Genomic DNA, 23,417 nt, shown 5'->3' on the forward strand with positions numbered 1-23,417 from the left:
GGTACGGGTCCGGAGTGAATGCTTTGCACTTTTTTTCACAAAATGAAATTGCGGAATTTGTCGGCAAATTCCTGTCGAAAAGTAGACATAGCTGCCATGGAGTGAGAAAATAGCTTTTAGATATTAGCCAGAGACGAGAAAAGGACGGGATTTCACATGACCATTCGATTCGGGGTTGTAGGCACCAACTGGATTACGGACCGCTTTATTCAAGCCGGCCTGGAGAACGAGGAGTTTATCCTGACTGCGGTGTATTCGCGCACGGAGGAGAAGGGCAGGGCTTTTGCCGCTAAATATGCAGGCGCAGCCATTTATACCGATCTGGAGACGATGGCTTCAAGCGCAGATGTGGATGCAGTCTATATCGCCAGCCCGAACTCCATGCATGCCGAGCAGGCGATAGTCTGTATGAACTACGGCAAGCATGTTCTGGTGGAGAAGCCGGCGGCTTCCAACAGCCGGGAGCTGAAGAAGATGATTGAGGCGGCTGAGCGCAATGGGGTGCTGCTGATGGAGGCGATGAAGTCGACGTTTGCGCCGAATTTTGACGTGATTCGCGATAATCTGTACAAGCTGGGGCAGGTACGGCGGTATTTTGCAGGCTATTGCCAGTACTCTTCGCGCTACGATGCTTACCGGCAGGGGACGGTGCTGAACGCTTTTAACCCGGAATACTCCAATGGCTCACTGATGGACCTCGGCATATATTGTCTGTATCCGATGGTGGTGCTGTTCGGCAAGCCCGAAATGGTGAAGGCTACGGGTGTGATGCTGGCGTCCGGTGTGGACGGCGAAGGCAGTATAGTCATGAAGTATCCGGAGATGGATGCGGTGGTCATGTATTCCAAGATTACGGACTCCTATCTGCCGGCGGAAATTCAGGGCGAGAATGCCACGATGGTGATCGACAAGATCAACCAGCCGTATCAGGTGAAGATCCATTACCGCGACGGTGCGGTTGAAGAGCTGACGCTGCCGCAGGTGTACGAATCCATGTATTATGAAACGAAGGAATTCATCACCCTGCTGAAGAACGGGGAACGGGAGAGCAGGGTCAACAGCCATGCCAATTCGCTGGCGGTGGCCGAAGTGATGGAGGATGCACGGTTCCAGATCGGGCTGCGTTATCCGGCGGATCTGTAAGGAGAAGGGGGAGGAAGCGGAACTTGCGCACTTTTAAAAAGGTCTACATCGAGATAACAAGCGTCTGCAACCTCGCCTGCAGCTTTTGTCCGCCGACGGAGCGTACCAAGAACTTTATGAAGCCGGAGACCTTCAGCGGCATTCTGGATCAGGTCAAGCCGCATACGGATCACATCTATCTGCATGTAAAAGGTGAGCCGCTGCTGCACCCGCGGGTCTCCGAGCTGCTGGATATCGCCCACGACAAGGGCCTCAAGGTGAACATTACCACGAACGGAACACTGATCCATAAAGCCGGACCGAAGCTTCTCGGCAAGCCCGCGCTGCGGCAGATGAATTTCTCGCTGCACAGCTTCGACGGGCATGAGGGCTCGGAGAACCGCGAGGGATATCTGCGGGAGATTATCGCTTTTGCGCAGGAGGCTTCGGCGCAGGGTGTGCTGATCTCCTTCCGGCTGTGGAATCTGACGCAGGACAACATGACCAATCTGGAGCGGCAGCGCAACCGCGAGACGCTGGCGGTGCTGGAGGAAGCCTTCGGGCTCGATTACCGGATCGAGGAGAAGGTGGTTCCAGGCAGCGGGGTGCGCATCGCGCCGAAGATATACATTAACCAGGACCATGAGTTCAGATGGCCCGCGCTGAGCGAGCCGGAGGATGACGGCAAGGGCTTCTGCCACGCGCTGCGCAGCCAGGCTGCGGTGCTGGTGGACGGCACGGTTGTGCCGTGCTGCCTGGACGGCGAGGGGGTCATCGGCCTCGGCAATCTGCATGAGACGCCGTTCTCGCAGATCGTAGAGGGCGAGCGGGCGAACGCTTTGGTGTACGGCTTCTCCCGGAGGGAAGCCGTGGAAGAGCTGTGCCGCAAATGCGGGTACCGCCAGCGGTTCGGCGCGTGAAGACAGGGTGCGCTGGTGCGGAGCGGGAAGGGACGGTGCTGGTTCAGCGCGGGCAGGGAAGATATTTGTTGTTTGAACGTTGCCAGGCCGCTACTGGACTTTTGCAGGAGCGCTGCTGGAACACTGTAAAGAGCGCCGCAGGATCACTGTAAAGGCCATTGTAAGATCCTGTAAGACCACTGTAAGACCCTGTAAGACCACCGTCAGGGCCAATGTAAAGACCAATGTAAAGACCACTGCAAGATCGCTGTAGGACCGCTGTAAGACCGCTGTAAGACCGCTTTAAGACTACTGTAAAGACCAATGTAAGACCATTGCAAGACCACTGCAAGACCATTGCAGGGCCACCACAGACCACCGCAGGACCGTCATTAAGATAGCGCCGGTATTTCCGGACTTTGTATGATAGCAAGCATCCTTCCGGAGCTTGCTATTTGTTTCATATATAGGTGGATTATAGAGCAGATATTGTACCCGGGAGGCAGGTAAATGCTGAAATCGTTGCAGGTAATAGAAGCGTACCGGCGGAGAGAAGCGCGGGGAGAAACGCCTGGAGTGGCTGTACCTTGGCTGGCTTATATCGCGTCGGCTGAGCAGCCGGTCGTCAATCTGGAGCGGGTAGAGTCGCTGCGGGAGCTGGATACCCATAATCCGGTGCTCGATTATGTCGAGCGAAGTCTGCGGCTGCTGGATAGTCTGCCGCTGTCGTACTGGATTAAGGAGCTGGCCGAAGAGACGCTCGTCTGGTCAGAGACGGCCAAAGGCGGCAGTGCACGGCAGCGCCGAAGCTGGCAGCGGGAGGGCATCAACACCTTCGCCCACAATATCGGCTCGGCCGAGTTATATCGGCGGCATGTGCTGGGAGGACCGGCGCACGGGTCTGATGGCAGCGCAGGCGCGCCACATGGAGACCGTTCCGTCCGGCAGGAGCCAGTGGTAGAGCGGGACACGGGCCTTGGCGGTGCGCCACATGGAGACCGTTCTGTTAGGCAGGAGCCGGTGGTAAAGCGGGACACGGACCTTGGCGGTGCGCCAGCGGAGCCGCTTCGCGAACCGGCCGCCGAACTGGCCGGACGGGAGCGGATCATCCACCGGCTGATCGGAACGCACGGCCTGATCGGCCAGCAGATCCGCGGCGAGGTGCCGCCCGAGGTCAACCGCCCGCTGGCGGCGCTGGCAGAGGAGGGGCTGCTCACGCCGGAGGAGCTGGAGCGCCTGCTCATGGCGCTCAATCAGTGCATCATCGCCGCCGTCGCGCCGGAGCTGTGGCGGCAGGTTCAGCCGGAAGTGCAGCGGCTGATCGCGGCGGTAGCCGGCGGCGGCATCCAGCCGGTGCCGCTGCAGGAGCGGCTGCGCCGGATGCGCACCGGTCCGGCCGCGCGGGGCGAGGACTTCTCCGCCGAGTGGGTCCGGCTGGCAGTGGAGGGCTTCCGGCCCGATTGGCTTGAGCCGCTGTCGTCCGCAACCTTCTGGTATGCGGAGTCGGCGCTGCAGACCTTCTCGCTGGAGCAGTTCCTGAAGGTGATGCTGCTGATTGCCGGGGATTCAGAACATACCCCCGGCGAGGGGCCTAAGCATATCAGCTTCGCGGAAGTGATGAACTCCATCTATTATGACTATCGCGGCGTCAAGAAGATCAATGTCTATAAGAAGCGGATCATCGAAAAGTATTTGTCGGAGCTGAGCTGGGAGGAGCTGGGCCGGAGCAGACGGGACTCGCAAGGATCGTTGGCTGAGCCGGAATTGCCAGGAGCGGGGGAAGTGCAGGAATTGCAGGCCGCACAGCATAGGCAAGGCGCACTTGACGTGCAGGAAGTGCAGGGAGTGCAGGGTGTACAGGATGGGCAGATAGTGCAGGAAATGCACGTCCAAGCAGCACAGCATAGGCAAGGCGCACATAACGTGCATGAAGTGCAGGCTGCACAGCGCGGACAAGGTGCATATGAAGTACAGGAAATGCAGGCCGCACAGCACAGGCACACCATGCAGGCCGCACCGAACCCGCATCTGACGCACCGGCTGCAGCGGCAGCCGGAGCTGCCGGATACGCTCTTCTTCGATTTCGTGTTCTCGCCGGCGGCCGAGAAGCTGATTGAATTCTGCATCGAAGCCGAGAAGTCGCCACTGTACGAGCGGGCGGTACTGATGCTGTTCGATCTGTTCGGTCTGCGCCGCGATGCGTTCGACCGCTTCCACAACGAGGAGACTTACTTGAGCCAGATGAACGGGACAGCCGATTACAAAGCGGTTATTCTGGAGCATATCGCCGGAACGAAGGTGCTGGATATCGGTCCGGGCGGCGGAGTGCTGCTCGATCTGATCGAAGAGCGGCTGCCTGGTGTTCAGGCGGTGGGCATCGACATCTCCAGCAATGTCATTGAAGCGCTGCAGCAGCGGAAGGCCCGGGAGAAGCGGGGCTGGGAGGTGCTGCAGGGGGATGCGCTGAACCTGAAGGAGCTGGTAACGCCGGGTTCGGTGGATACAGTGGTATTCTCCTCCATTCTGCATGAGCTATATTCCTACGTGCCATTTAACGGCAGGAAATTCAATCATGAGACCGTGGCGGCGGCACTGGTGAGCGCTTATGAAGTGCTTGCGGACAGCGGTGTGATCATCATCCGCGACGGCATTATGACCGAGCCGGAGCATGAGCGGCGGCGTGTGCGGTTTCTGGAGGAAGACGGGCTCGCTTCACTGGCGCGGTACGCGGAGGATTTTGCCGGACGGCGGATACAGTATGAAGTGATCGGTGAGCAGGAAGTGCTGATGCCTGTCAACGACGCCATGGAGTTCCTCTATACCTACACTTGGGGAGAAGAAGCGTACGTGCATGAGGTGCAGGAGCAGTTTGGTTACTTCACGCCGGGCAGGTATAAGAAGTTCATCCAAAGCACGCTCGGTGAAACGGCACAAATCGAGGTATTCCGGCATTATTTGCAGGATGGCTATACCGAAGCGCTCAGGGAGCGGATCGTAATTATGGATGATCACGGTGCTGAGGTATCTTTGCCGGACAGCACCTGCTTCATTGTGATCCGCAAAGGCTAGGGTGGCAGGTGTGAGTCACGTCAGTGGGGTAACTCCGGCAAAACTATTGATTTGTCCAAAAAACTGATGACTATATACGTGTAACTCGATAATGACATCAGGTTGATCGGCTAATACTACGTCGCGCTTGATCTTTAATTGCACTTTGTACAGCTAAAACGCCTGAATTTCTGCAAGCAGCTGGTTTAAGTGTAGTTCGTACAATTATAAGGGCGCCTAAAGCCTGTTTTAGCCGATTCCGGCAGAAATAGATGTACAAAGTACAACTATAGGGTACAAACATGACTTTTCGCTGTTTTTAGTTGTACAGAATACAACTATCCTGTCCGGCGGGATCAAAGCGGCTTATTACTGGACTATCTAACAGCCTGAAGCTCCCTGCCTGAAGCTCCCTGCCTGAAGCTCCTGCCTGAAGCTTCCCGCCTTTGAGGCCGGGATGGCTTCAGGCTTGTTGTGTACCGATGCCCAAGCTGTGAAAGTGCATACCGTCTACCCGTTCAGCTCATCGTCTACCGCAGTGGTTACGCTGCATAACTCCGCCGGTAATGACACAGCAGCTATAATGGGCCGCTCTACCCGATCCTTTGATATTACGTTAAGATGAATAGAGCGTAGAAGCCAATGCAAAGGCCGTTCCGGCGGATAAGGGAATTGGCGATTATGGGAGCTGGAGGCAAACTGACGTGAAGGAGACACATTACAAAGTACTCGTAGTAGAAGATGATGGCGAGATTAACCGGCTGCTGTGCCGTATGCTTACGGCCGAAGGGTTAACGGCTGTTCCGGCCTTTTCGGGCAGTGAGGCTGAGCTGAGGCTGTCGCTTGAAGCCTATCAGCTGGTGCTGCTGGATCTGATGCTGCCGGGCATCGCCGGAGAGGCGCTGATAACACGAATCCGTGAGCAGTCCACCGTTCCAATCATTGTGATCTCTGCAAAAAGCACGCTCCAGGATAAAGTAAGCCTGCTGCGTCTGGGTGCGGATGACTATATCACGAAGCCTTTTGACCAGGAGGAGGTCATGGCCAGAGTGCAGGCACAGCTCCGCCGTCTTGAGTATGCGCCAGTGCCTGAACCTGATGAGGGGACCGTACGACTGCGCAATCTGGTGATGGACAAGAACCGGAGGGAAGTAACGCTGAATCAAGAGCAGCTGGCTTTGACGAAATATGAGTTTGAGATTCTGGCGCTGCTCCTGTCGAGGCCTGACCATATCTTTTCCAAAAGCGAGCTGTACCGGAAGATCTGGCAGGGAACCTACCTCGGCGACGATAACACCATTAATGTACATATCAGCAATCTGCGGGCCAAATTCGCTGCGGTAACGGAAGAGGAGTATATCCGCACCGTCTGGGGAATCGGGTTCAAGCTTGTATAAGTATATCCGCAAGCTTCTTTAAGGTTTCTTAAGGTTTCGCTTAAAGCTTATTAATAGCAGACTTTATACAATGGGATTATCACACGGCAAGGGAGTCTTAAGCGATGATGCATTGTATACTGGAGATTGAGGCACTTGGCAAAACCTACAAGAATGTCCATGCGCTTCAGGATATTCAGCTGAGTATTGCAGCAGGCGATATTGCTGCGGTCATCGGCAAGAATGGCGCGGGCAAAACCACCCTGTTCAAATGTGTAACCGAGCAGGTCTTCCCGACTTCGGGTACCATTAGGCTTTACGGAAAAAGCGATGCCGCCGGAATAAGAAGGCAGCGCAGTAAAATCGGGGCGATGATTGAAGAGCCGGCTTTCTTTCCGGATTTCACAGCCAGGCAGAACCTGGAGTATTTCCGCCAGCAGCGGGGGATTGCCGGTAAAGAGGCGGTGGACCGGGCCCTTAAGGATGTTAACCTGCTGGATACAGGAAGCAAGAAATTCAAAGACTTCTCGCTGGGGATGAAGCAGCGTCTGGGACTGGCGCTGGCCCTGATGTCGCATCCGGCCCTGCTGATTCTGGATGAGCCGACCAATGGACTTGATCCGGAAGGGAAAGCGGAGATCCGGGAGCTTCTGAAGACCTTGAACGTAGAGAAGAAGGTGACAATCCTGATCTCCAGCCATGTGCTGTCGGAGCTGCAGAGTGTGGCTACCCGTTATATTTTTATGGACCGGGGGCGGATCGTGGAGCAGCTGACGGCAGAGGAGCTGCTGAACAAGACCCGGAAAGCCGTTGAACTCGTTGTGGATGACAGCGGCAGAGCGGCGACGGTTCTCGAGCAGCATTTCCCGGATATCCCTTACCGGATTCTCCCGGGCAACCGTATCCGGCTGTCCGGCGGTACCGACAGGACGGAAGCATTGAACCGGACGCTATACAGCTGCGGAGTCGGCGTGCGTTCCATTGCTGTCACGGGAGAGGACCTGGAAGAGTACTATCTGGGTCTGCTGGGAGGTGAGCGGCATGCTTAATCTGATGAAGAGTGAGCAGTACCGTTTTGTCCGGACACGGAATTATTATTTCACCGCGCTGCTCTACACGCTGCTGATGGCCGGGGCGGCAGTTGTTCTGTATATCTTCCAGCAGTCGGAGCCCGGGTTCCGTTACGGCAATGAGCGTTTCTTTTATAACAATGTTCTGGCCATGATGCCGGTGGTATTTGTTCTGCTCTTTACCTTCCCGGTGATTCTGATGGGCGACCATAAGCAGGTGTTTAAAAATATAGCAGCATACGGCTACAGCAGACAGCGTATTTATACAGCCAAGCTGCTGGTTACACTGGCCGGGTTTCTGTTATTCGCGCTTGCCTTGACTGGGGTGTCGGTGCTGCTTGGAACGGGCTTGCTGATCCGCAGCCATGAGCACGCACTTGCGGATTACAGCAGGAGCCTGCTTGGCGTGCTGCCCGTAATGATTGCCGGAATCACAACCTACTATAGTCTGGCGGCGGTCATGAAGAAGAATACACAGATCATCACAGCCTATGTACTGATCTATTTCCTGCCCCATTACGTTCTGAATGCCCTGCAAGGCAGATTTGCCTGGGCAAAGTGGCTCTACAGCCATAATCCCGTCTATTATTTGTTCAATCTGTATAACGAACCGTCTTATCCTGCCTGGGAGCCTTGGGCGTCCGGTGCAGTGTACACGCTGTTCTTTTGCGGAATCGGACTTTATTTGTTCAACAAAGAAGAATTCTGATTACAGCTGCTGCAAAGCGGGTCTTTAGGAGGGAGGAGACGAATGCATCCGGCTATTTCAATTCTTACGATTCTGGCAGCCGTCTTCCTGCTGATTGCCTATCTGCTGCAGCGGCACAGCATCAATCAAGTAAGAAGGCAACTCGCGGATGCGGACGCTCTTCCTGTACAGCATCGCCATATCAAGCTGCCTTTGCCGGGGCGTGAAGTAGAGCAACTGGTGGTGGCCGTTAACAGGCAGCTTGAGCAGCGCAGGCAGGAGCAGGTGCTTCATGATGCGAGAGAGCTTGCCATCAAAGAGGAGATCGCGAACCTTTCACATGATCTGCGCACTCCGCTTACCTCGCTGCAGGGCTATGCCAATCTGCTGAAGAATCCGGCGGTTCCGGCAGCCGAGCGGGAGGAGTATCTGGACATTATTTTGCATAAGCTGGCCGTTATGAACAATATCGTGGAATCCTTTTACGAGCTGTCCAGTATGGATTCCGGGGATTACCCGCTGAACAGGCAGCCGCTTTATTTGTACAGTCTGCTGAGCGAGGTAATTCTCGCGTTCCATACGGATCTGGTGCAGAAGAACATTGAAGTCCGGCTCCATCTGGATGAGAGCGTGAAGATCACCCCGCTGGATGAAAAAGCGATGATCCGCATCTTCTCCAATGTGCTGCAGAATGTGCTCCGTTACGGTAAAAGCAGGCTGACCATCTCCTTGTTTACAGAAGCAGATAGGGTGAAGATCGTGTTCGCGAACGATACGGAGCAGATCCGCGCGCAGGATGTGCCCAGGCTGTTCGAGCGGACCTACACAAGCGATCCTTCGAGGTCAAGCGGCCAGCTGGGGCTGGGCCTCTCCATTGTGAAGCAGCTGGTGGAGAAGCAGGGAGGCAGCCTTGGCGCCGCATTTGTTGACGGGGAGTTTCAGATGGTCTTTACGTTCGGGGAATAGGGGGAGTTTGCAATTGTAGGAGTTATAGCGTCCCCCTTAAAGCTATCCGGTGGAAAGCTCGCATCGGAAGCATAAGCTGTGACCGGATGTTAACTGTTCAGGACTTCTCAGGACTTCGCCGTAACCAAGGCTAATCCTCATTTTAAACCTAAACGCTCATAACAAATAGTTCGATTATCGCACACTAATTTTGCCTTTTTCACGGGTTTCAGTAATCTTATTCGATTATCGCCACTTATTTTGGGCGATCTTGATGTATTTACTTGTTTTCACTCATAATAAGTGGCGGAAATCCAACTAGACTCGTGATCAACCCCGTTATAGGTAGAATTAAGTGGCGATTTTCCAATTAGTGCATTGACCAAATCAAATCTAAGGATGATATGCTCAGACATCTCCAGTCCTTATTCGCAAGTTAGATGGTGCATAGCTACAATTTTATGCGGTCAACGTACTAAGCTGCGAGCAGGGGCTGCTGTTTGCTCATCATAACTATAGGGCTGGCTGCCAGCGGATAACTCTTAAGTTCAACTTATATAGATTTGCATAAACAATAAGCCGGGGCAGCGATTCTCTCTTTATTGGAGGATCGCTGCCCCGGCATTTTTGGGTTCATTGCAGCTTACATGATAAAGTTGCGGGTAAGGGAAAGCCACTGGACCTCCAGAGTAACACCGAAACGGACGGAACGACCGCGAAAAAGGGGCAGCGTTCGCCTTTGTATCCGGATTTTCACCGCTAAGAGGAATGGAGAAATCTGGACTGGGGAGCAATTGGAGCAACAGTCCGTTTGCGGAGCGTCCACCTAATTGATAACCTTGATCCTAGCAAAAAACCAAGTCGGTGAGCATCTGTCTACTTGGGCGTGATAACAAGTGAACTGATTTTGCCGCCGTGCACCTTGAATTCGTGTCTGAACAGCTGCGGCGCAGGAACACGGTTCCGGTTAAATTCACCCTCCATCTCTGCGGTGACGGCAATCTGCCCTCCGGCTTCTTCAATTTCCATTATCGTATAACGGACCTTGGCGGAGAAGATTTCCGCTTCCCCCCAGGCCTGGATAGCATCTCTGCCCTGGATTGCCTTGCCGTTATCCTTCACACTGGCGCCGGGAGCGAACATTTCTGCAAAAGCCTCGGGCTGATACCGGTTAATGGCATTGAAATACTCCTGTACTTCACTCGGCATGGTGACATGTTGATTCATGGCTATCTGCCTCCTGTAAGTAGATTTTCCGGACAGGCGGACCCGTCCTTACAGGTAACTTAAACGCATCCGGGCAGCGGTAAGCAGAGATGGGAGGGTACGCCTCACGGATACAGCTGTGACTGCCCGGCGCCGGGGGCCTCACCCTTGCGGAATTCCGACGGGGAGCACTTCATGCCCTTGCGGAACACCTTGATGAAATAGCTGACGTTGTCGAAGCCGACCTCGAGGGCGATGTCGGAGATTTTGCGGTCGGTCTGCTGGAGCAGGTCGGCCGCCTGGCGGATGCGGTAGGAGTTGATGTAATCCACCGGCGTCTTGCGCGTCATGGCCTTGAAGAAGCGGGAGAACTGCCCTTCGCTCATCGGAATCAGCTCCGACAGGTCGCTTAAGCGGATCGGCTCGCGGTAGTTCTCCTGGATGTAGAGAATGACCGTCTTGAGCCGGTTGATCTTGGTGGTGTCGGCGCTGTCCGATTGGCTGTGGTTAACGGCCCGTCCGGGGGCGGCAACGATCTGTGACAGCATAATGAGCAAAGTTCCTTTCATAAAGGCTTCGAATCCGGGCATTTTAATAGCATATGCCTCCAGCATGCGTTCAAGTTGGGCAATCAGCTCCGCCTGCCACGGAATCTCCGGGGTCATATGGCGCGGAAAGCTTTGGCGCTTCTCCTGGAGCGGCAGAATCACCGATTGCTGGATGGCATCGTATTGGGCGCTGGCCAGAAGAGACTGGTGAAAGACCAATGCGCAGAAGCGGCAGGGCCCTTCCTTCAGCACATGGGCGGCGTGAATATCGCCGGACTCGATGAACACCGCTTCACCGGGCTTCAGCGGGAAATAGTCGGTGTCCACCTGGAATGTAATCTCGCCTTCCTGCAGCAGAAAGAACTCCGCTTCCTCATGCCAGTGGGTGTCCAGAATATGCGTTCCGGCCGGAAGCTCGATCCAGTAAGCGGCCAGCGGGAACATGACATCCCCGTGGACACGGTCTTCCTTAAGCAGCCTTTGGGACGTGCGGTCCATGATGAGCCTCCTTTTTGGCGATAAACATCAGAATAGTGTTATAAAAGAGCTATATTATAGTAGTTTTGTGCTTTTGTTGACGGTATAATGCAACTATAAACACCAAATTGAAGGGTGGCAAGCATTCACATGAAATTTACAGACGGCCTCTGGCTGGTTCGCGACGGAATCAACATCAACGGCGCTGTGCAGAACTATGTGGTAGAGAAAACTTCCGAAGGATTGACTGCGGTTACCCAAACAACCCCGATTACGGGACGTGCGGCAACGCTGAACTCAACCCTCCTTACCGTTAAATTCCATTCCCCGCTTCCGGGTGTGGTCGGCGTCAATATTGTTCATCACGACGGCGCCCAGGAACGCGGTCCAGTGTTTGAACTGGCCAAGGGTAACAGCGATCATGTGCAGATCGAAGAGAACGAAGCTCAGACCGTAATGATCACCGGCGGACTGCGCGTCGTCATCAACAAAGGCACCCACTGGTCCGTAGACTTCTACCGCGGCGAAGAGCGCATTACCGGCAGCGGTTACAAATCGATGGCCTGGATTACCGACCAGGACGGCAACACCTACATGCGCGAAGAGCTGGACCTCGGCGTTGGCGAGTATGTATACGGTCTGGGCGAACGCTTCACCGCTTTTGTCAAGAACGGACAGGTTGTCGACATCTGGAACAAGGACGGCGGTACCAGCTCCGAGCAGGCCTACAAGAACATTCCTTTCTATGTAACAAGCAAGGGCTACGGCGTGTTTGTTAACCATCCGGAACTGGTTTCGTACGAAATCGCTTCGGAAAAGGTGAAAAAAGCGCAGTTCAGCGTAACCGGCGAACGCCTGGAATACTACGTAATCGACGGACCTACCGTTAAGGATGTTATGAGCAACTACACGGCTCTGACCGGCAAACCGGCCCTTCCTCCGGCTTGGACCTTCGGCCTGTGGCTGACGACTTCATTCACCACCGACTACGATGAAGCAACTGTGAACTCCTTCGTAGAAGGCATGGCTGAGCGCGATCTGCCGCTGCATGTATTCCACTTCGACTGCTTCTGGATGCGCGAGTACCAATGGACCGACTTCCAGTGGGATGAGCGCGTCTTCCCGGACCCTAAGGGCATGCTGAAACGCCTGAAGGACAAAGGCCTGAAGATTTGCGTCTGGATCAACTCCTATATCGGACAGCGCTCGCGTCTGTTTGAAGAAGGCAAGAAGAACGGCTATCTGATCAAAAAAGCTAACGGCGACGTATACCAAACCGACCTGTGGCAGGCGGGCATGGGCCTGGTGGACTTCACCAACCCTGCGGCTTGCGAATGGTATGCCGGTTACCTGCGTGACCTGGTGGACATGGGCGTCGACAGCTTCAAGACCGACTTCGGCGAGCGTATTCCTACGGATGTCGTCTACTTCGACGGCTCCGACCCGATGAAGATGCATAACTACTACACTCAGCTCTATAATAAAGTGGTATTTGATGTCCTCGAAGAAAAGCTCGGCAAGAACGAAGCGGCCGTATTCGCCCGTTCGGCAACCGCCGGCGGCCAGCAGTTCCCGGTTCACTGGGGCGGCGACTGCTACGCGGACTACGAGTCGATGGCAGAAAGCCTGCGCGGCGGCCTGTCGCTCGGCCTCTCCGGCTTCGGCTTCTGGAGCCATGACATCGGCGGCTTCGAGAACACCGCTCCGGCGCATGTGTTCAAGCGCTGGCTGGCCTTTGGCCTGCTGTCCAGCCACAGCCGTCTGCACGGCAGCACCTCGTACCGTGTGCCTTGGGCTTACGACGACGAAGCGGTTGATGTTACACGCTTCTTCACCAAGCTCAAATGCAGCCTGATGCCTTACCTCTACGATGTAGCGGGACAGGCGCATGAGCATGGCTGGGCTTCGATGCGCGCCATGGTGATGGAATTCCCGGAAGATCCGACCTGCGAATTGCTGGACCGTCAATACATGCTGGGTGACACCCTGCTGGTTGCACCAATCCTGCAAGAGAACGGCGAAGTGAAATACTATCTGCCGGCCGGACGCTGGACACATCTGCTTAATGGCGAGACTGTTGTCGGCGGATCGTGGCGCAAGGAAACGTATGACTTCTTCAGCCTTCCGCTGTTCGTACGTCCGAACTCGCTCCTGGCAACAGGCAGCGTGGATAACCGTCCGGACTATGATTTTGCAGACGGCGTGAAATTCGGCCTGTACAGCCTGGAAGACGGCAAGACGGCAACAGCGACTGTGCGCGACATCAACGGTGCACCTGAGCTGAGCGTGAAGGCTGTGCGCAGCGGCAGCAGCGTGACTGTAACTGCCGAGGGCAGCGGCAAAGCATTCTCCCTGGCCCTGAACGACCTCGGAGCCATCGCTTCCGTAAACGGTGCAGAGCAAGCGGACGAAACCACAGTAACAGTGGCTGCAGGAGCGAAATCCGTCTCCTTCACTATCGAACTGAAATAGTGTATCACTGACACAAGCTCCCTGATGGGAGGGGACGCCTGGCGTTCCGGACCATCGGGGAGCTTTTTGAAGTGCGGAGAGTTTCGTGATATTGGCGGGCTCGTCCAATGGCGGACAGTGTCCGAAGATAGGGTGCAGAAAGCCATGCATATGCTTGGGTTTAGCAGGTAGAAAGCGGATAGAATGAGTGACGGGGGAGATTGCAGTGAGTTTTAGTGAGAACATCGAGAACATCGAGAAGAGTGTGAACATCGAGAACATAAAGAACAGTATAAACGGTGGCGGTGTATACAGCGAAACCGAATTTTCTTCGGTTACCGTGGTTTCGACGGCGGCCAATTTTATAATGAATGCGGCAGAGCCGTTTACCCATACCTACCGCACCTACTTCCGGGTGAGAGAAGGCGGCAGCCTGACGCTGAAGCTGTGGCACAGCAATGCCGTGGATTCGACCTGGGATCAGGGCCAAGAATCAAGAGCCAGCCGGCCCGGAGGGGAATGGAGCATTGCAGCGGCGTATGTCGCCGATGGCGGACTGCATCCGGATGGCAGCGTGGCGGCGGGAACGCAGGTACCGGTTATGTTTGGCGGCATTGCTTCGAAGGCGGTAGGCTCGGGTGAGACTTTCTGGAGCGATGAAGTTCGGCTTGATCTGCCGGAGGGGCATTACCTGGCGTTCACCTGGACGATAAAGACTGAAGCTGCAGGACCGAGCGTGCCGTTTAACGTAGAAGGCATGCTGGTCAGCGGCTACGATGCTGCAGGGGAGCTGGCGGACAGCGAAAGCGGCAAAGGCTTCGCACTATCAGATAAGCTGCTGGTGGCGCCGAGTTATATCGGGTACAAGAAGCAGGTGCAGAAGAAGCTGATCTTCCTGGGCGATTCGATCACGCAGGGCGTCAGAACGGCCAAAGACCAATATACCTATTGGGCGGCGCGCATTGCCGAGGGTCTGGGGACGGAGTACGGGCTGTGGAATCTCGGCTCCGGCTGGGGCCGGGGTTACGATGTGGCGACAGACGGACCGTGGCTGGAGAAGGCCAAGCAGGGCGACGAGGTGCTAATCGTGCTGGGCGTCAACGATCTGGATATCGGCAAACGCACAGCCGATGAGCTGCTCACCGATCTGGCGCATATTATTGCAGAGATTAAGGCGGCAAACCCGGCGGTGAAGGTCATCCTGAGCACCGTGCCGCCGTTCAACTTCGTGGAGGAGCGTGAGGCGTACTGGCGCACGGTAAACCGCACGATTCTGGAGAACCCGCCGGCCGGAGTGGACCGGGTGTTCGACATCGCCGCCGTCCTGTCGGAGCCTGCCCCGCAGGAGCACCGCATCCGCCGCGAATTCATGAGCGACGAGTACGACCCGCACCCGAACGGCGACGCCGGGAAGGCGGTCGCGGAGGCGTTTCTGGAGTGGTATGGGAGCGGGAAGTGAGCGGTGAGCAGATTAGAGGTGGAGTGAAGTAGAGTAGAGTAGAGTAGAGTAGAGTAGGGTAGAGAGTCAGGGCCGTATGACAAGAGGCTGATCGTAATAGGCAAGGAAGCGGCTAATGGCTGATGGTAACTCACTGCTCGCAACTGGCTGATTAATCTGGCTGGTCGTATCTGACCGCTCTTAACTGGCTGGTCGTATCTGACTAATCACAACAGGCTGATCGTAACCGAATGGCCGTAACTAGCTGATACAAATGATGATCGTAACCGACTAATTGTAATAGACTAATTGCAGCAGACTGATCGTAACTGACTAATTGTAGTTAATGAAACCCGCTGAGAGTATTTTAATTATGCCAACCGCGTCTTAAACTAACTGGCTATGATAAATTGCTGCCCGCGCTGTCGTAACTTCTATGAACAGTGGAATGTCAGTGCTCATTTGGACAAATTATATAGATTGAACTAAAGATTTTTATGTTGGGATTAGCCGTGACGCAAGGAGACATTTGGACTTCCGGTCGCTTCCCGCCCGTAGATTTCTTGATTTATACCGCTTGTTGCGGTTCCGGCCTCCGCCTGATGGCTTTCCGCAGTAAAGCTGATAGGCGAAGCACGGACTGTCATCGTTTTAAGCTGCTGAAATGTAGATCGTGATTATCCTCCACACAGGTCAAATCATGAGGAAGGCCAAGAGCACCCATGACTAAAGGCGACAGCAGCTATTGCTCTTCATGACCTCACTACCCGCTGCAAAGCTGTTAATTGCAGTTTGTACAACTATATCCATCTAAATAGGCCGTTTCCCGGCTATAGTTGCATTTCGTACATCTATCTTCTTGCTTTAGGGCAGTTTGATCCCAATATGCTGATTTTAGTTGTACAAAATACATCTATCCTTCAAAAATGGGTGCATACCTAACAAATAGTTGTACGAAATACATTTATCCTTGTTGAATAGGGGTTGCTTTTCGTTCTAGCGGTATTCATCTGGAGAACGGGAATGGGCAGCGTACGGAAGTCCATAACTTTAATTCACTTTCCGGCCTTATTCAGGCTAATCATAAGTTCAACTTATATAGATTACTTGCAAAACGCCCGGCTGATATCCAGCCAGGCGTTTTGCATACTACGCCCGAGCCCGTCGCGCAGCCGTGCCATCCGAGCCCGGCACCCAGCCGGCCGTCCGAGCCCAGGCCCAGCGCCTAGCCGCCCTGCCCAGGCCCCTAAAGCCCCACCCGCCCCCGGTACTCCTTCGGCGTGACCCCGGTCTGCTTCTTGAACACCTTGCTGAAGTACTTGACGTCGTGGACGCCGACCATTTCGGCGATTTGGGCCAGCTTCAGGTTGGGATTCTGCAGCAGCAGCTTGGCCTTCTCGATCCGTACCTGGACGATGTAGTCGGAGAAGTTGATGCCCAGCTCCTGCTTGAATTTGCGCGAGACATATTCGCGGCTGACGAAGAACTTGCCGGCGACCTCCTGCAGGGAGAGCTCGGACTGGTAGTTCTGCTCGATATATTTCACGATCTCGTTCATCGGATTGCGTTCCTTCACGCTGCGCTCAGCCAGCACCTGGGATAGACGCTGCAGCAGACCCAGCGACCAGTCGCGCCAGGCGAACAGGGAGAAGGAGTACCCGCCAGGATACGGGGCGGGATGCTCCAGGTCGCCCTGCTCCAGCTCGGAGAGTGCGCTGTCCGCCTGGGCGCCGAGGATCTCCCGCACCAGCCGGGAGCGGAAGGTCAGGATGTCGGTCTTCCAGCTCCCGAGCATCTCGGGGGTGATGACCCCGCCGCTTTCCAGCTCATGGGTCCAGTGCTCGGCGGCGGCGGTGAGCGCCTCCCGGCTGCCGCTGATGACCGCGACCTTCCATTGCTCCTGCACATTGGCGAAGATGGCCGGAGTGCCCTGCCCATGAATCGCAGCCTCTGCGGCTACAGCGGGGAAATGGGTGTACTCCTCATGGCAGAGCAGATTTCTCCGCAGAAGCGCTTCAGCCGCTTCCTGGCGCTGCCTGTGCAGCCCGGAAGGCAGGCTGCCAACCGTGCTGACGCCAAAATGCATGCGCAGCTGCAGCGTCTGGAACAGGCCCTGATTGATGCGTGCGATCAGCTCGGTCACGGATTCCTGCATCTCCCACAGCAGAATGGCGATTTCCGGAGTGCCGCCCCAATACCGGAAGGCAATGCCCTTGTTCTGCGGCTGCAGAAACTCGTTGCAGATATTGACGATGGCATAATACAGCAGCTCGCTGTCGCCGCCAAACCGCTTCAGGAGCTGGTTGTTCCCGCTGTCCGTCTGAATCAGGATCAGCCGCGAGGACCGGGCGGGCGCCGGGATGACACCCTCGCCGACAAGCCGGCGCAGGGAGGCTTCAGCCACAACGGGGTCATGGATCAGGGCCGAGAGCAGCTTCTCGCCGTAGATCGGTGTGATCTCATTCAGCCGGATGTTCTGCTTCTGGTGCAGGCGGCGCTCTTCCTCTTCCGCCCGCCAGGCGTCCACCGCCTTGGACACGGCCAGATTGATGGCCTCTTGCTCAATCGGCTTCAGAATATAGTCGATGCCGCCATGGCGGACTGCATGGCGGACAAAGTCAAAATCATTATGGCCGCTCACCACAATGAACTTCGTATTCCCGGCGAATTCATCGACCCAGGTCATCAGCTCAATGCCGTTGCCGGAATCCATCATCATATCCATAATGACCAGTGCAGGCTTGGCCTGGCGGATGATTTCAATCGCCTCGTTGCCGCTGCCCGCCTCCAGAATCTCTTCAATCTGATGCGTCTCCCAGTCGACGAGCAGCCGCACCGCCTTTCTTACTCTTGCTTCATCATCCACGATCAGCGCCTTCATATCCGTTCACTCTCCATCAATATTTCAAATTCCAGCCGGACGGCTACGCCGCCCGTGTCTATATTATCGACCTGCAGCAGGGCATCGTCCCCGCACACCAGCCGCAGCCGGGTAAGCACATTGGACAAGCCGATGCCGGCGCCGGGAGCGGCGAGCCTGATTGCGTCCTCGGGGGCCGGAGCAGGGTCCTTCAGCGCGTCAATATCCAGCGGCCCGGCCTGCTCCAGCTCCACCCGCAGCGCTTTCAGCCTTTCTGACGGAATGGACTGCCCGTTGTTGCGGATCAGGATCTCCATCCGTCCCGACTCCAGCCGGGCGGCCGTAATCTCAATCCAGCCATCGCTGCGGGCGAGATTAAAGCCGTGCTTGAAATAATTCTCGACAATCGGCTGCAGAATCATCTTGGGCATCAGCGCCGCCCGCAGCGGCTCTTCCATATCGTAGCGGAAAGCGAACTTATTTTCAAAACGTTCCTTCTGCAGCTCGATATAGGCCTTCACATGATCCAGTTCTTGCTGGATCGTTACGATCTTCTCATCGTTGTGCATGCTGTAGCGCATCATTTTGGCCAGGGCAGAGAGCAGGGCATAGATTTGCGAGACCTTCAGCTCCAGCGCCAGCGTACCGATAATCTGCAGCGTATTGTTCAGAAAATGCGGGTTGATCTGGGCTTGCAGCGCCCGCAGCTCGTTGGTTTTATTGGAGAGTTCCAGCCGGTACTCACGCAAAATGAGATTATTGATCGTGTCCATCATTCGCCGGAAATGCTCGGTAAGTACACCGATTTCATCATTGCCAGCCGGGCCGATTTTGACCTCCAGATTTCCGGTCTGCACCTGATTCATGTAGCGGGTAAGCTGCTTGATCGGCGCCGTGAAGCGGAAGGAAATAATAATGGTCAGGGCGGTAATCATGATCATGAGCAGCGCCAGCAGCAGGATATTGATGGTCGCCGCCTCCTTTGCCTCACGGAACAGGTATGAGCCGGGAATCTGCTTTACCAGCGTCCAGGTCTGGCCGGGCACTTCGAGCTTCTGATAAATGAACACCGAGCTGTTTTCTTCAAAATAACCCTGCTGCTGGCTGCCTTCACCACCGATCTGCTTGTCGTACCAGGCCGCATTCAGCGGCTGGCCGAGCTCGTCCGCATTATGGCCGTAGACGAGCGCCCCGCTGTCATCCACAAGGTAGACATTTTCCTGATTCTGTTCGTACATCTCATCAATAATATCCGTGAGCGCCTTTAGTTTGACATCGATCGACAGATAGCCCAGCTCATTTGTAGAAGGAACCTGCTCGATCCGGCGGTGCAGGGTGAATACCGGCTCCTCCGGCAGCTGCGGAATCAGAAAGTTAAGCCCGTAGCTGTGGCTGAGATGGGTGGTCTGAATAGACACCGGATGCTCCGCCGTTACCTTGGAATCAGGGTAGGCCGGAATACCCTGCCAGCGCTTGGGCGTAGAGTCGCGGGCCAGCAGGGTGGCCTTGCTGTCTTTGACGCTATACAGATACACCCGGGAGATATCGGGGTTCGAGGAGGAAATATAGTTGAGCGACGAATAAATGCGGGCATTGGCCGATGAATCGTCGGTCCCGACTTCAAGCAGACGGTACAAATCGGAATCGGAATAAACGATCAAGGACAGGCGGTCGATCTCCTCGATCAGGCTGCCGATATTTTTCGCGCCCTGAAACAGCAAGTTTTTGTTCTCATCGACCGCCCGCGTACGAAGAGATGCCGTCGTATAAGAATAGTTGATTATCATCGTAGCCATAATACAAATCAGGGTCGGGAGGAGTAAAAAAAGGATCAGCTTGGTGCGAATATTGTTCCATTTCATCGTATTTTGTCACATCCGATCAATATTTTACACCTTATCGATCACTTGCGTAGGTGTAAGCGGTCCGCAAAAAAAGTGATAATATCCTTAGATGATAAACAAGTAAGTGAGTAAAAGAAAGGGGGGGACGGGTAAAATGCGCGGCTCGAAGGCATCCCAATTCGGTCAGCAGCTTTTTTTCGTTGGCCCGGCAGTATTGTTTTTCACTGTGGTCATGATTATTCCGTTTGTGATGGGGATGTACTATTCCTTCACCGACTGGAACGGCGTATCCGGTAACGTATCCTGGGTAGGCATTGAGAATTTTAAAAGTATTTTCACCAATGATCCGGATTTCTGGTCATCCTTCTGGTTTACAGTGCGTTTCACTGTGCTCGGGGTTGTACTGACCAACGTGGTAGGCTTTTTCCTGGCCTATTTTTTAACCAAAGCATTAAAAACACGCAATATGCTCCGCACCATCTTCTTTATGCCTAACGTTATCGGGGGCTTGTTGCTTGGTTTTATATGGCAGTTTATCTTCATTAAAGGCTTCGCCACAATGGGCGATCTCACGGGCTGGTCCTTCTTTAATCTTCCGTGGCTCGGCGATGCGACAACCGGCTTCTGGGCAATCGTCATGGTCTTTGTCTGGCAGTCCTCCGGTTACCTGATGGTTATCTACATTGCTTCACTGAATAACGTTTCCAAAGAAGTGCTGGAAGCGGCGGAAATCGACGGTGCCTCCCGCGGGCAGGTGCTCCGCAGCATTATTGTTCCGCTGATTATGCCGGCGGTTACCGTAGGCTTGTTCCTCGCCATCTCCTGGTCCTTCAAGATGTTCGACCTGAACCTTTCCCTGACGAAAGGCGGACCGTTCAAATCGACCGAGTCTGTAGCGATGAACATCTATAATGAAGCGTTCCTGAATAACCGGTATGGTCTCGGTACGGCCAAGGCGCTGCTGTTCTTCGTCATCGTCGCCGTAATCACCGTGATTCAAGTTCGGGTTACCAAGAGCAAGGAGGTCGAAGCGTAATGAAGGAAGAAGGCAAAAGATGGAATTTCGGCCTAGAAATCATTATGATTCTCCTTGCCCTGCTGTTCCTGTCGCCATTCTATTTCCTGCTCGTCAACTCGGTGAAATCGTTTGGCGAAATTCTCAGCAATGCGGCGGCCTGGCCGACTGAATTCGTCTGGTCCAACTACACGCAGGCCTGGAAGCTGGCCCGTTTCTCGGAAGCTTTCCGGAACTCGTTTGTTATTACAGTGATTTGTGTCATCCTGATTGCCCTGTTCGCGGCAATGGCGGCATACCGCATGGTCCGTGCGGATTCGAAGTTCAACCGTATCCTGCTGCTGTTGTTCGTAGCGGCCATGGTTGTGCCGTTCCAGACGATCATGATTCCGATTCTGCAAGTGGTTAACTTCCTGGGAGTTAACAACTCTATTGCCGGGCTGATCATGGCCCAGCTGGGTCTGAGCATTCCGATGGCGATCTTCCTGTTCCACGGGTTCATCAAATCGGTGCCGCTGGAGATTGAGGAAGCGGCAACCGTTGACGGCTGTAATCCGCTGACTGTATTCTTCCGGATTGTGCTTCCGCTCTTGAAGCCAATGCTCATGACGATTATCGTCCTGAACGCACTGGGCATCTGGAATGACTACCTGCTTCCGTCGCTGATTCTGCAGGCACCGGAGCTGCGGACCATTCCGCTGGCAACCTTCTCGTTCTTCGGCCAATATACGAAGCAATGGGATATGGCGCTCCCGGCGCTGACGCTCGGGGTTGCTCCAATCGTTATTTTCTACTTGTTCATGCAACGTTACATTGTTGAGGGTATTGCGGCCGGCTCGGTGAAAGGTTAACACCGGGCCCCCGTTCCACCATATAAGTAAGACAAGCAAACCAATTAAGGGGGAAACACAAATGATGAAGAAACGCTCTGCAGTTATGCTATCCAGCGTTATGCTGATGTCGGTCGTGCTCGCGGCATGCGGCGGCAACAATACCAATAATGCTTCAAACAACGCACAAAATGGAAGCGCTGGCAACACCGGCGGCGAAACGAAGACGGTTAAGATTTTCCAGTTCAAGACCGAAATCGTGGAAGGCCTCAATGAACTGAAGGTTGAATTTGAAAAAGAATATCCAAACATCAAGCTCGACATCCAGACTGTCGGCGGCGGTGCCGACTACGCGGCAGCCCTGAAGACGAAATTCGCTTCCGGCGATGCTCCTGATATCTTCTCCAACGGCGGTTATGCCGAAATGGACCTGTGGGGCGACAAACTGGAAGACCTCTCCGATCAGCCTTGGGTGAAGGACCTGATTCCTTTGGCTGCTGAACCGATGACCAAGGACGGCAAAACCTACGGTATGCCAATGAACCTTGAAGGTATCGGCTACGTTTACAACAAAGACCTGTTCGAAAAAGCGGGCATTACGGAAACTCCGAAGACCCTGTCTGAACTGGAAGAAGCTGCGAAGAAGCTGCAGGCTATCGACGTTATTCCTTTCGGTAACGCGTATCAGGAATGGTGGCTGCTGGGCAACCAGGGCATCAGCGTGGCTTTTGCACAACAGGATAATGTAGATGAATTCATCGCCGGATTGAATGGCGGAACAGCTTCCATCGTGGGCAACCCGGTCTTCAAAGACTGGAGCAACCTGCTGAAGCTGACTGTGGACTATGGCCAAAAGAACCCGCTGACCACTGACGCCAACACTCACCTGGCCATGTTTGCCAACGGTGAAGTGGCGATGATGCAGGAAGGCAACTGGGCACAGACTCTGGTTGACAACATCACTCCGGACATGAACATCGGTATGTTCCCGATGCCGATCAACGAAGATGCCGAGAAGAACGACAAAATGACCGTGGGTATCCCGGCTAACCTGGTAGTCAACAAAGACTCTGCTTCCAAAGAAGAAGCCAAGACATTCCTGAACTGGCTCGTAACCTCCGACATGGGTAAAGAATACATCACGAAGAAGTGGAAGTTCATCCCTGCCCTGTCGACCATCGAAGCTAACCCTGAGGATATCGGCGATCTGGGTTCCGACGTGTGGAACTATGTACAGGAAGGCAAAGTATACGGACTGCAGTCCTCCAAGTTCCCTGATGGCGTAACCCAGGAATTCGCCAGCGTAATTCAGCAGCTGATCGCGGACAAAGTGGACGAAGCCGGCTGGGAAACAGCAATGCAAGCCGCTTGGGACAAGCTGAAGAAATAAGCGGATTGTTAAGAATAACAAGAGGCTTGAACTAAACGGTCATGCGGAGCATGGCAATATAGAGATAGTATAGAGAGATAATATAGTAAGCTGTAGTTTGGAAAAAGTGGATTTGCGGAGCGCCTTTTGGTTCATCTCTTGATTAGAGGTGAGCCGGAGGGCGCTTTTAGTTGTGGAGCGGTGGTCTGAGGTATACTGGGCGTAGTGAGT

The 23,417-nt window shown here is 54.6% G+C and carries 16 protein-coding genes; 12 read left to right on the plus strand and 4 right to left on the minus strand.

Translation table 11 applies throughout. The annotated features are described in order from the left end of the window. Window positions 1–156: 156 nt before the first annotated feature. The 7 genes from F1379_RS00230 to F1379_RS00265 all read left to right on the plus strand — a co-directional run bounded on the left by F1379_RS00230 (window position 157) and on the right by F1379_RS00265 (window position 9,169). The gene (locus F1379_RS00230) at window positions 157–1,143 is read left to right on the plus strand and encodes a Gfo/Idh/MocA family protein (RefSeq protein ID WP_150265089.1); all 987 of its coding nucleotides are present in this window, start codon (window positions 157–159) and stop codon (window positions 1,141–1,143) included. A gap of 23 nt (window positions 1,144–1,166) precedes the next feature. Continuing rightward, window positions 1,167–2,042 carry a radical SAM/SPASM domain-containing protein gene (locus F1379_RS00235; RefSeq protein ID WP_150265091.1) on the plus strand — a complete coding sequence of 292 codons (876 nt, stop codon included), beginning with the start codon at window positions 1,167–1,169 and terminating at the stop codon, window positions 2,040–2,042. 489 nt (window positions 2,043–2,531) lie between these two features. Then, window positions 2,532–5,090: a methyltransferase gene (locus F1379_RS30140; protein WP_239004495.1), complete on the plus strand. Its 2,559-nt coding sequence runs from the start codon at window positions 2,532–2,534 to the stop codon at window positions 5,088–5,090. A 683-nt stretch (window positions 5,091–5,773) separates the two neighbouring features. Continuing rightward, complete coding sequence (locus tag F1379_RS00250; protein ID WP_150265093.1) at window positions 5,774–6,466, plus strand: response regulator transcription factor; 693 nt, start codon at window positions 5,774–5,776, stop codon at window positions 6,464–6,466. Between the two features lie 104 nt (window positions 6,467–6,570). Continuing rightward, on the plus strand, window positions 6,571–7,494 hold the full coding sequence (locus F1379_RS00255) for an ABC transporter ATP-binding protein (protein WP_150265095.1): 924 nt from the start codon (window positions 6,571–6,573) through the stop codon (window positions 7,492–7,494). After that, window positions 7,487–8,224 (plus strand): hypothetical protein, encoded by a 738-nt coding sequence (locus F1379_RS00260; RefSeq protein ID WP_150265098.1) that lies wholly within the window; start codon window positions 7,487–7,489, stop codon window positions 8,222–8,224. The genes F1379_RS00255 and F1379_RS00260 overlap by 8 nt, the downstream gene beginning before the upstream one ends. 42 nt (window positions 8,225–8,266) lie before the next feature. Beyond that, window positions 8,267–9,169, plus strand: a complete 903-nt coding sequence (locus F1379_RS00265; RefSeq protein WP_150265100.1) for a sensor histidine kinase — start codon at window positions 8,267–8,269, stop codon at window positions 9,167–9,169. An 855-nt stretch (window positions 9,170–10,024) separates the two neighbouring features. Here F1379_RS00265 and F1379_RS00270 read toward each other — a convergent pair. Both F1379_RS00270 and F1379_RS00275 read right to left on the minus strand, forming a co-directional pair. Continuing rightward, window positions 10,025–10,375: a nuclear transport factor 2 family protein gene (locus F1379_RS00270; protein WP_150265102.1), complete on the minus strand. Its 351-nt coding sequence runs from the start codon at window positions 10,373–10,375 to the stop codon at window positions 10,025–10,027. Between the two features lie 104 nt (window positions 10,376–10,479). Next, window positions 10,480–11,400, minus strand: coding sequence for an AraC family transcriptional regulator (locus tag F1379_RS00275; RefSeq protein WP_150265104.1), 921 nt, complete (start codon window positions 11,398–11,400; stop codon window positions 10,480–10,482). Between the two features lie 129 nt (window positions 11,401–11,529). Between F1379_RS00275 and yicI the strand changes: the two genes are divergently transcribed. Both yicI and F1379_RS00285 read left to right on the plus strand, forming a co-directional pair. Continuing rightward, window positions 11,530–13,851, plus strand: a complete 2,322-nt coding sequence (gene yicI / locus F1379_RS00280) for an alpha-xylosidase (protein ID WP_150265106.1) — start codon at window positions 11,530–11,532, stop codon at window positions 13,849–13,851. A gap of 205 nt (window positions 13,852–14,056) precedes the next feature. After that, complete coding sequence (locus F1379_RS00285) at window positions 14,057–15,289, plus strand: SGNH/GDSL hydrolase family protein (RefSeq protein ID WP_239004496.1); 1,233 nt, start codon at window positions 14,057–14,059, stop codon at window positions 15,287–15,289. Between the two features lie 1,225 nt (window positions 15,290–16,514). Here the strand turns inward: F1379_RS00285 and F1379_RS00290 are convergent. Both F1379_RS00290 and F1379_RS00295 read right to left on the minus strand, forming a co-directional pair. Beyond that, entirely contained in the window at window positions 16,515–18,149 is a 1,635-nt protein-coding gene (locus tag F1379_RS00290; protein WP_150265108.1) for a helix-turn-helix domain-containing protein, read from the minus strand. Next, on the minus strand, window positions 18,146–19,990 hold the full coding sequence (locus tag F1379_RS00295; RefSeq protein ID WP_150265110.1) for a cache domain-containing sensor histidine kinase: 1,845 nt from the start codon (window positions 19,988–19,990) through the stop codon (window positions 18,146–18,148). Before F1379_RS00295 ends, F1379_RS00290 begins: the two co-directional genes overlap by 4 nt. 136 nt (window positions 19,991–20,126) lie before the next feature. Between F1379_RS00295 and F1379_RS00300 the strand changes: the two genes are divergently transcribed. The 3 genes from F1379_RS00300 (at window position 20,127) to F1379_RS00310 (ending at window position 23,207) form a co-directional block, all read left to right on the plus strand. Beyond that, window positions 20,127–21,008 (plus strand): carbohydrate ABC transporter permease, encoded by an 882-nt coding sequence (locus tag F1379_RS00300; protein WP_150265112.1) that lies wholly within the window; start codon window positions 20,127–20,129, stop codon window positions 21,006–21,008. Next, window positions 21,008–21,838, plus strand: coding sequence for a carbohydrate ABC transporter permease (locus F1379_RS00305; protein WP_150265114.1), 831 nt, complete (start codon window positions 21,008–21,010; stop codon window positions 21,836–21,838). Before F1379_RS00300 ends, F1379_RS00305 begins: the two co-directional genes overlap by 1 nt. Window positions 21,839–21,899: 61 nt before the next feature. Beyond that, window positions 21,900–23,207: an ABC transporter substrate-binding protein gene (locus tag F1379_RS00310; RefSeq protein WP_150265116.1), complete on the plus strand. Its 1,308-nt coding sequence runs from the start codon at window positions 21,900–21,902 to the stop codon at window positions 23,205–23,207. Window positions 23,208–23,417: the final 210 nt, after the last annotated feature.

It is taken from the genome of Paenibacillus tepidiphilus (genome assembly GCF_008635795.1).
Classification (GTDB): Bacteria; Bacillota; Bacilli; order Paenibacillales; family Paenibacillaceae; genus Paenibacillus_AQ; species Paenibacillus_AQ tepidiphilus.

Coding starts and splice junctions, on each gene's coding strand:
- F1379_RS00265 (WP_150265100.1), top strand. CDS start 8,267: ATGCATCCGGCTATTTCAATTCTTACGATTCTGGCAGCCGTCTTCCTG.
- F1379_RS00295 (WP_150265110.1), bottom strand. CDS start 19,990: ATGAAATGGAACAATATTCGCACCAAGCTGATCCTTTTTTTACTCCTC.
- F1379_RS00305 (WP_150265114.1), top strand. CDS start 21,008: ATGAAGGAAGAAGGCAAAAGATGGAATTTCGGCCTAGAAATCATTATG.
- F1379_RS00260 (WP_150265098.1), top strand. CDS start 7,487: ATGCTTAATCTGATGAAGAGTGAGCAGTACCGTTTTGTCCGGACACGG.
- F1379_RS00300 (WP_150265112.1), top strand. CDS start 20,127: ATGCGCGGCTCGAAGGCATCCCAATTCGGTCAGCAGCTTTTTTTCGTT.
- F1379_RS00255 (WP_150265095.1), top strand. CDS start 6,571: ATGATGCATTGTATACTGGAGATTGAGGCACTTGGCAAAACCTACAAG.
- yicI (WP_150265106.1), top strand. CDS start 11,530: ATGAAATTTACAGACGGCCTCTGGCTGGTTCGCGACGGAATCAACATC.
- F1379_RS00230 (WP_150265089.1), top strand. CDS start 157: ATGACCATTCGATTCGGGGTTGTAGGCACCAACTGGATTACGGACCGC.
- F1379_RS00275 (WP_150265104.1), bottom strand. CDS start 11,400: ATGGACCGCACGTCCCAAAGGCTGCTTAAGGAAGACCGTGTCCACGGG.
- F1379_RS00270 (WP_150265102.1), bottom strand. CDS start 10,375: ATGAATCAACATGTCACCATGCCGAGTGAAGTACAGGAGTATTTCAAT.
- F1379_RS00290 (WP_150265108.1), bottom strand. CDS start 18,149: ATGAAGGCGCTGATCGTGGATGATGAAGCAAGAGTAAGAAAGGCGGTG.
- F1379_RS00310 (WP_150265116.1), top strand. CDS start 21,900: ATGATGAAGAAACGCTCTGCAGTTATGCTATCCAGCGTTATGCTGATG.
- F1379_RS30140 (WP_239004495.1), top strand. CDS start 2,532: ATGCTGAAATCGTTGCAGGTAATAGAAGCGTACCGGCGGAGAGAAGCG.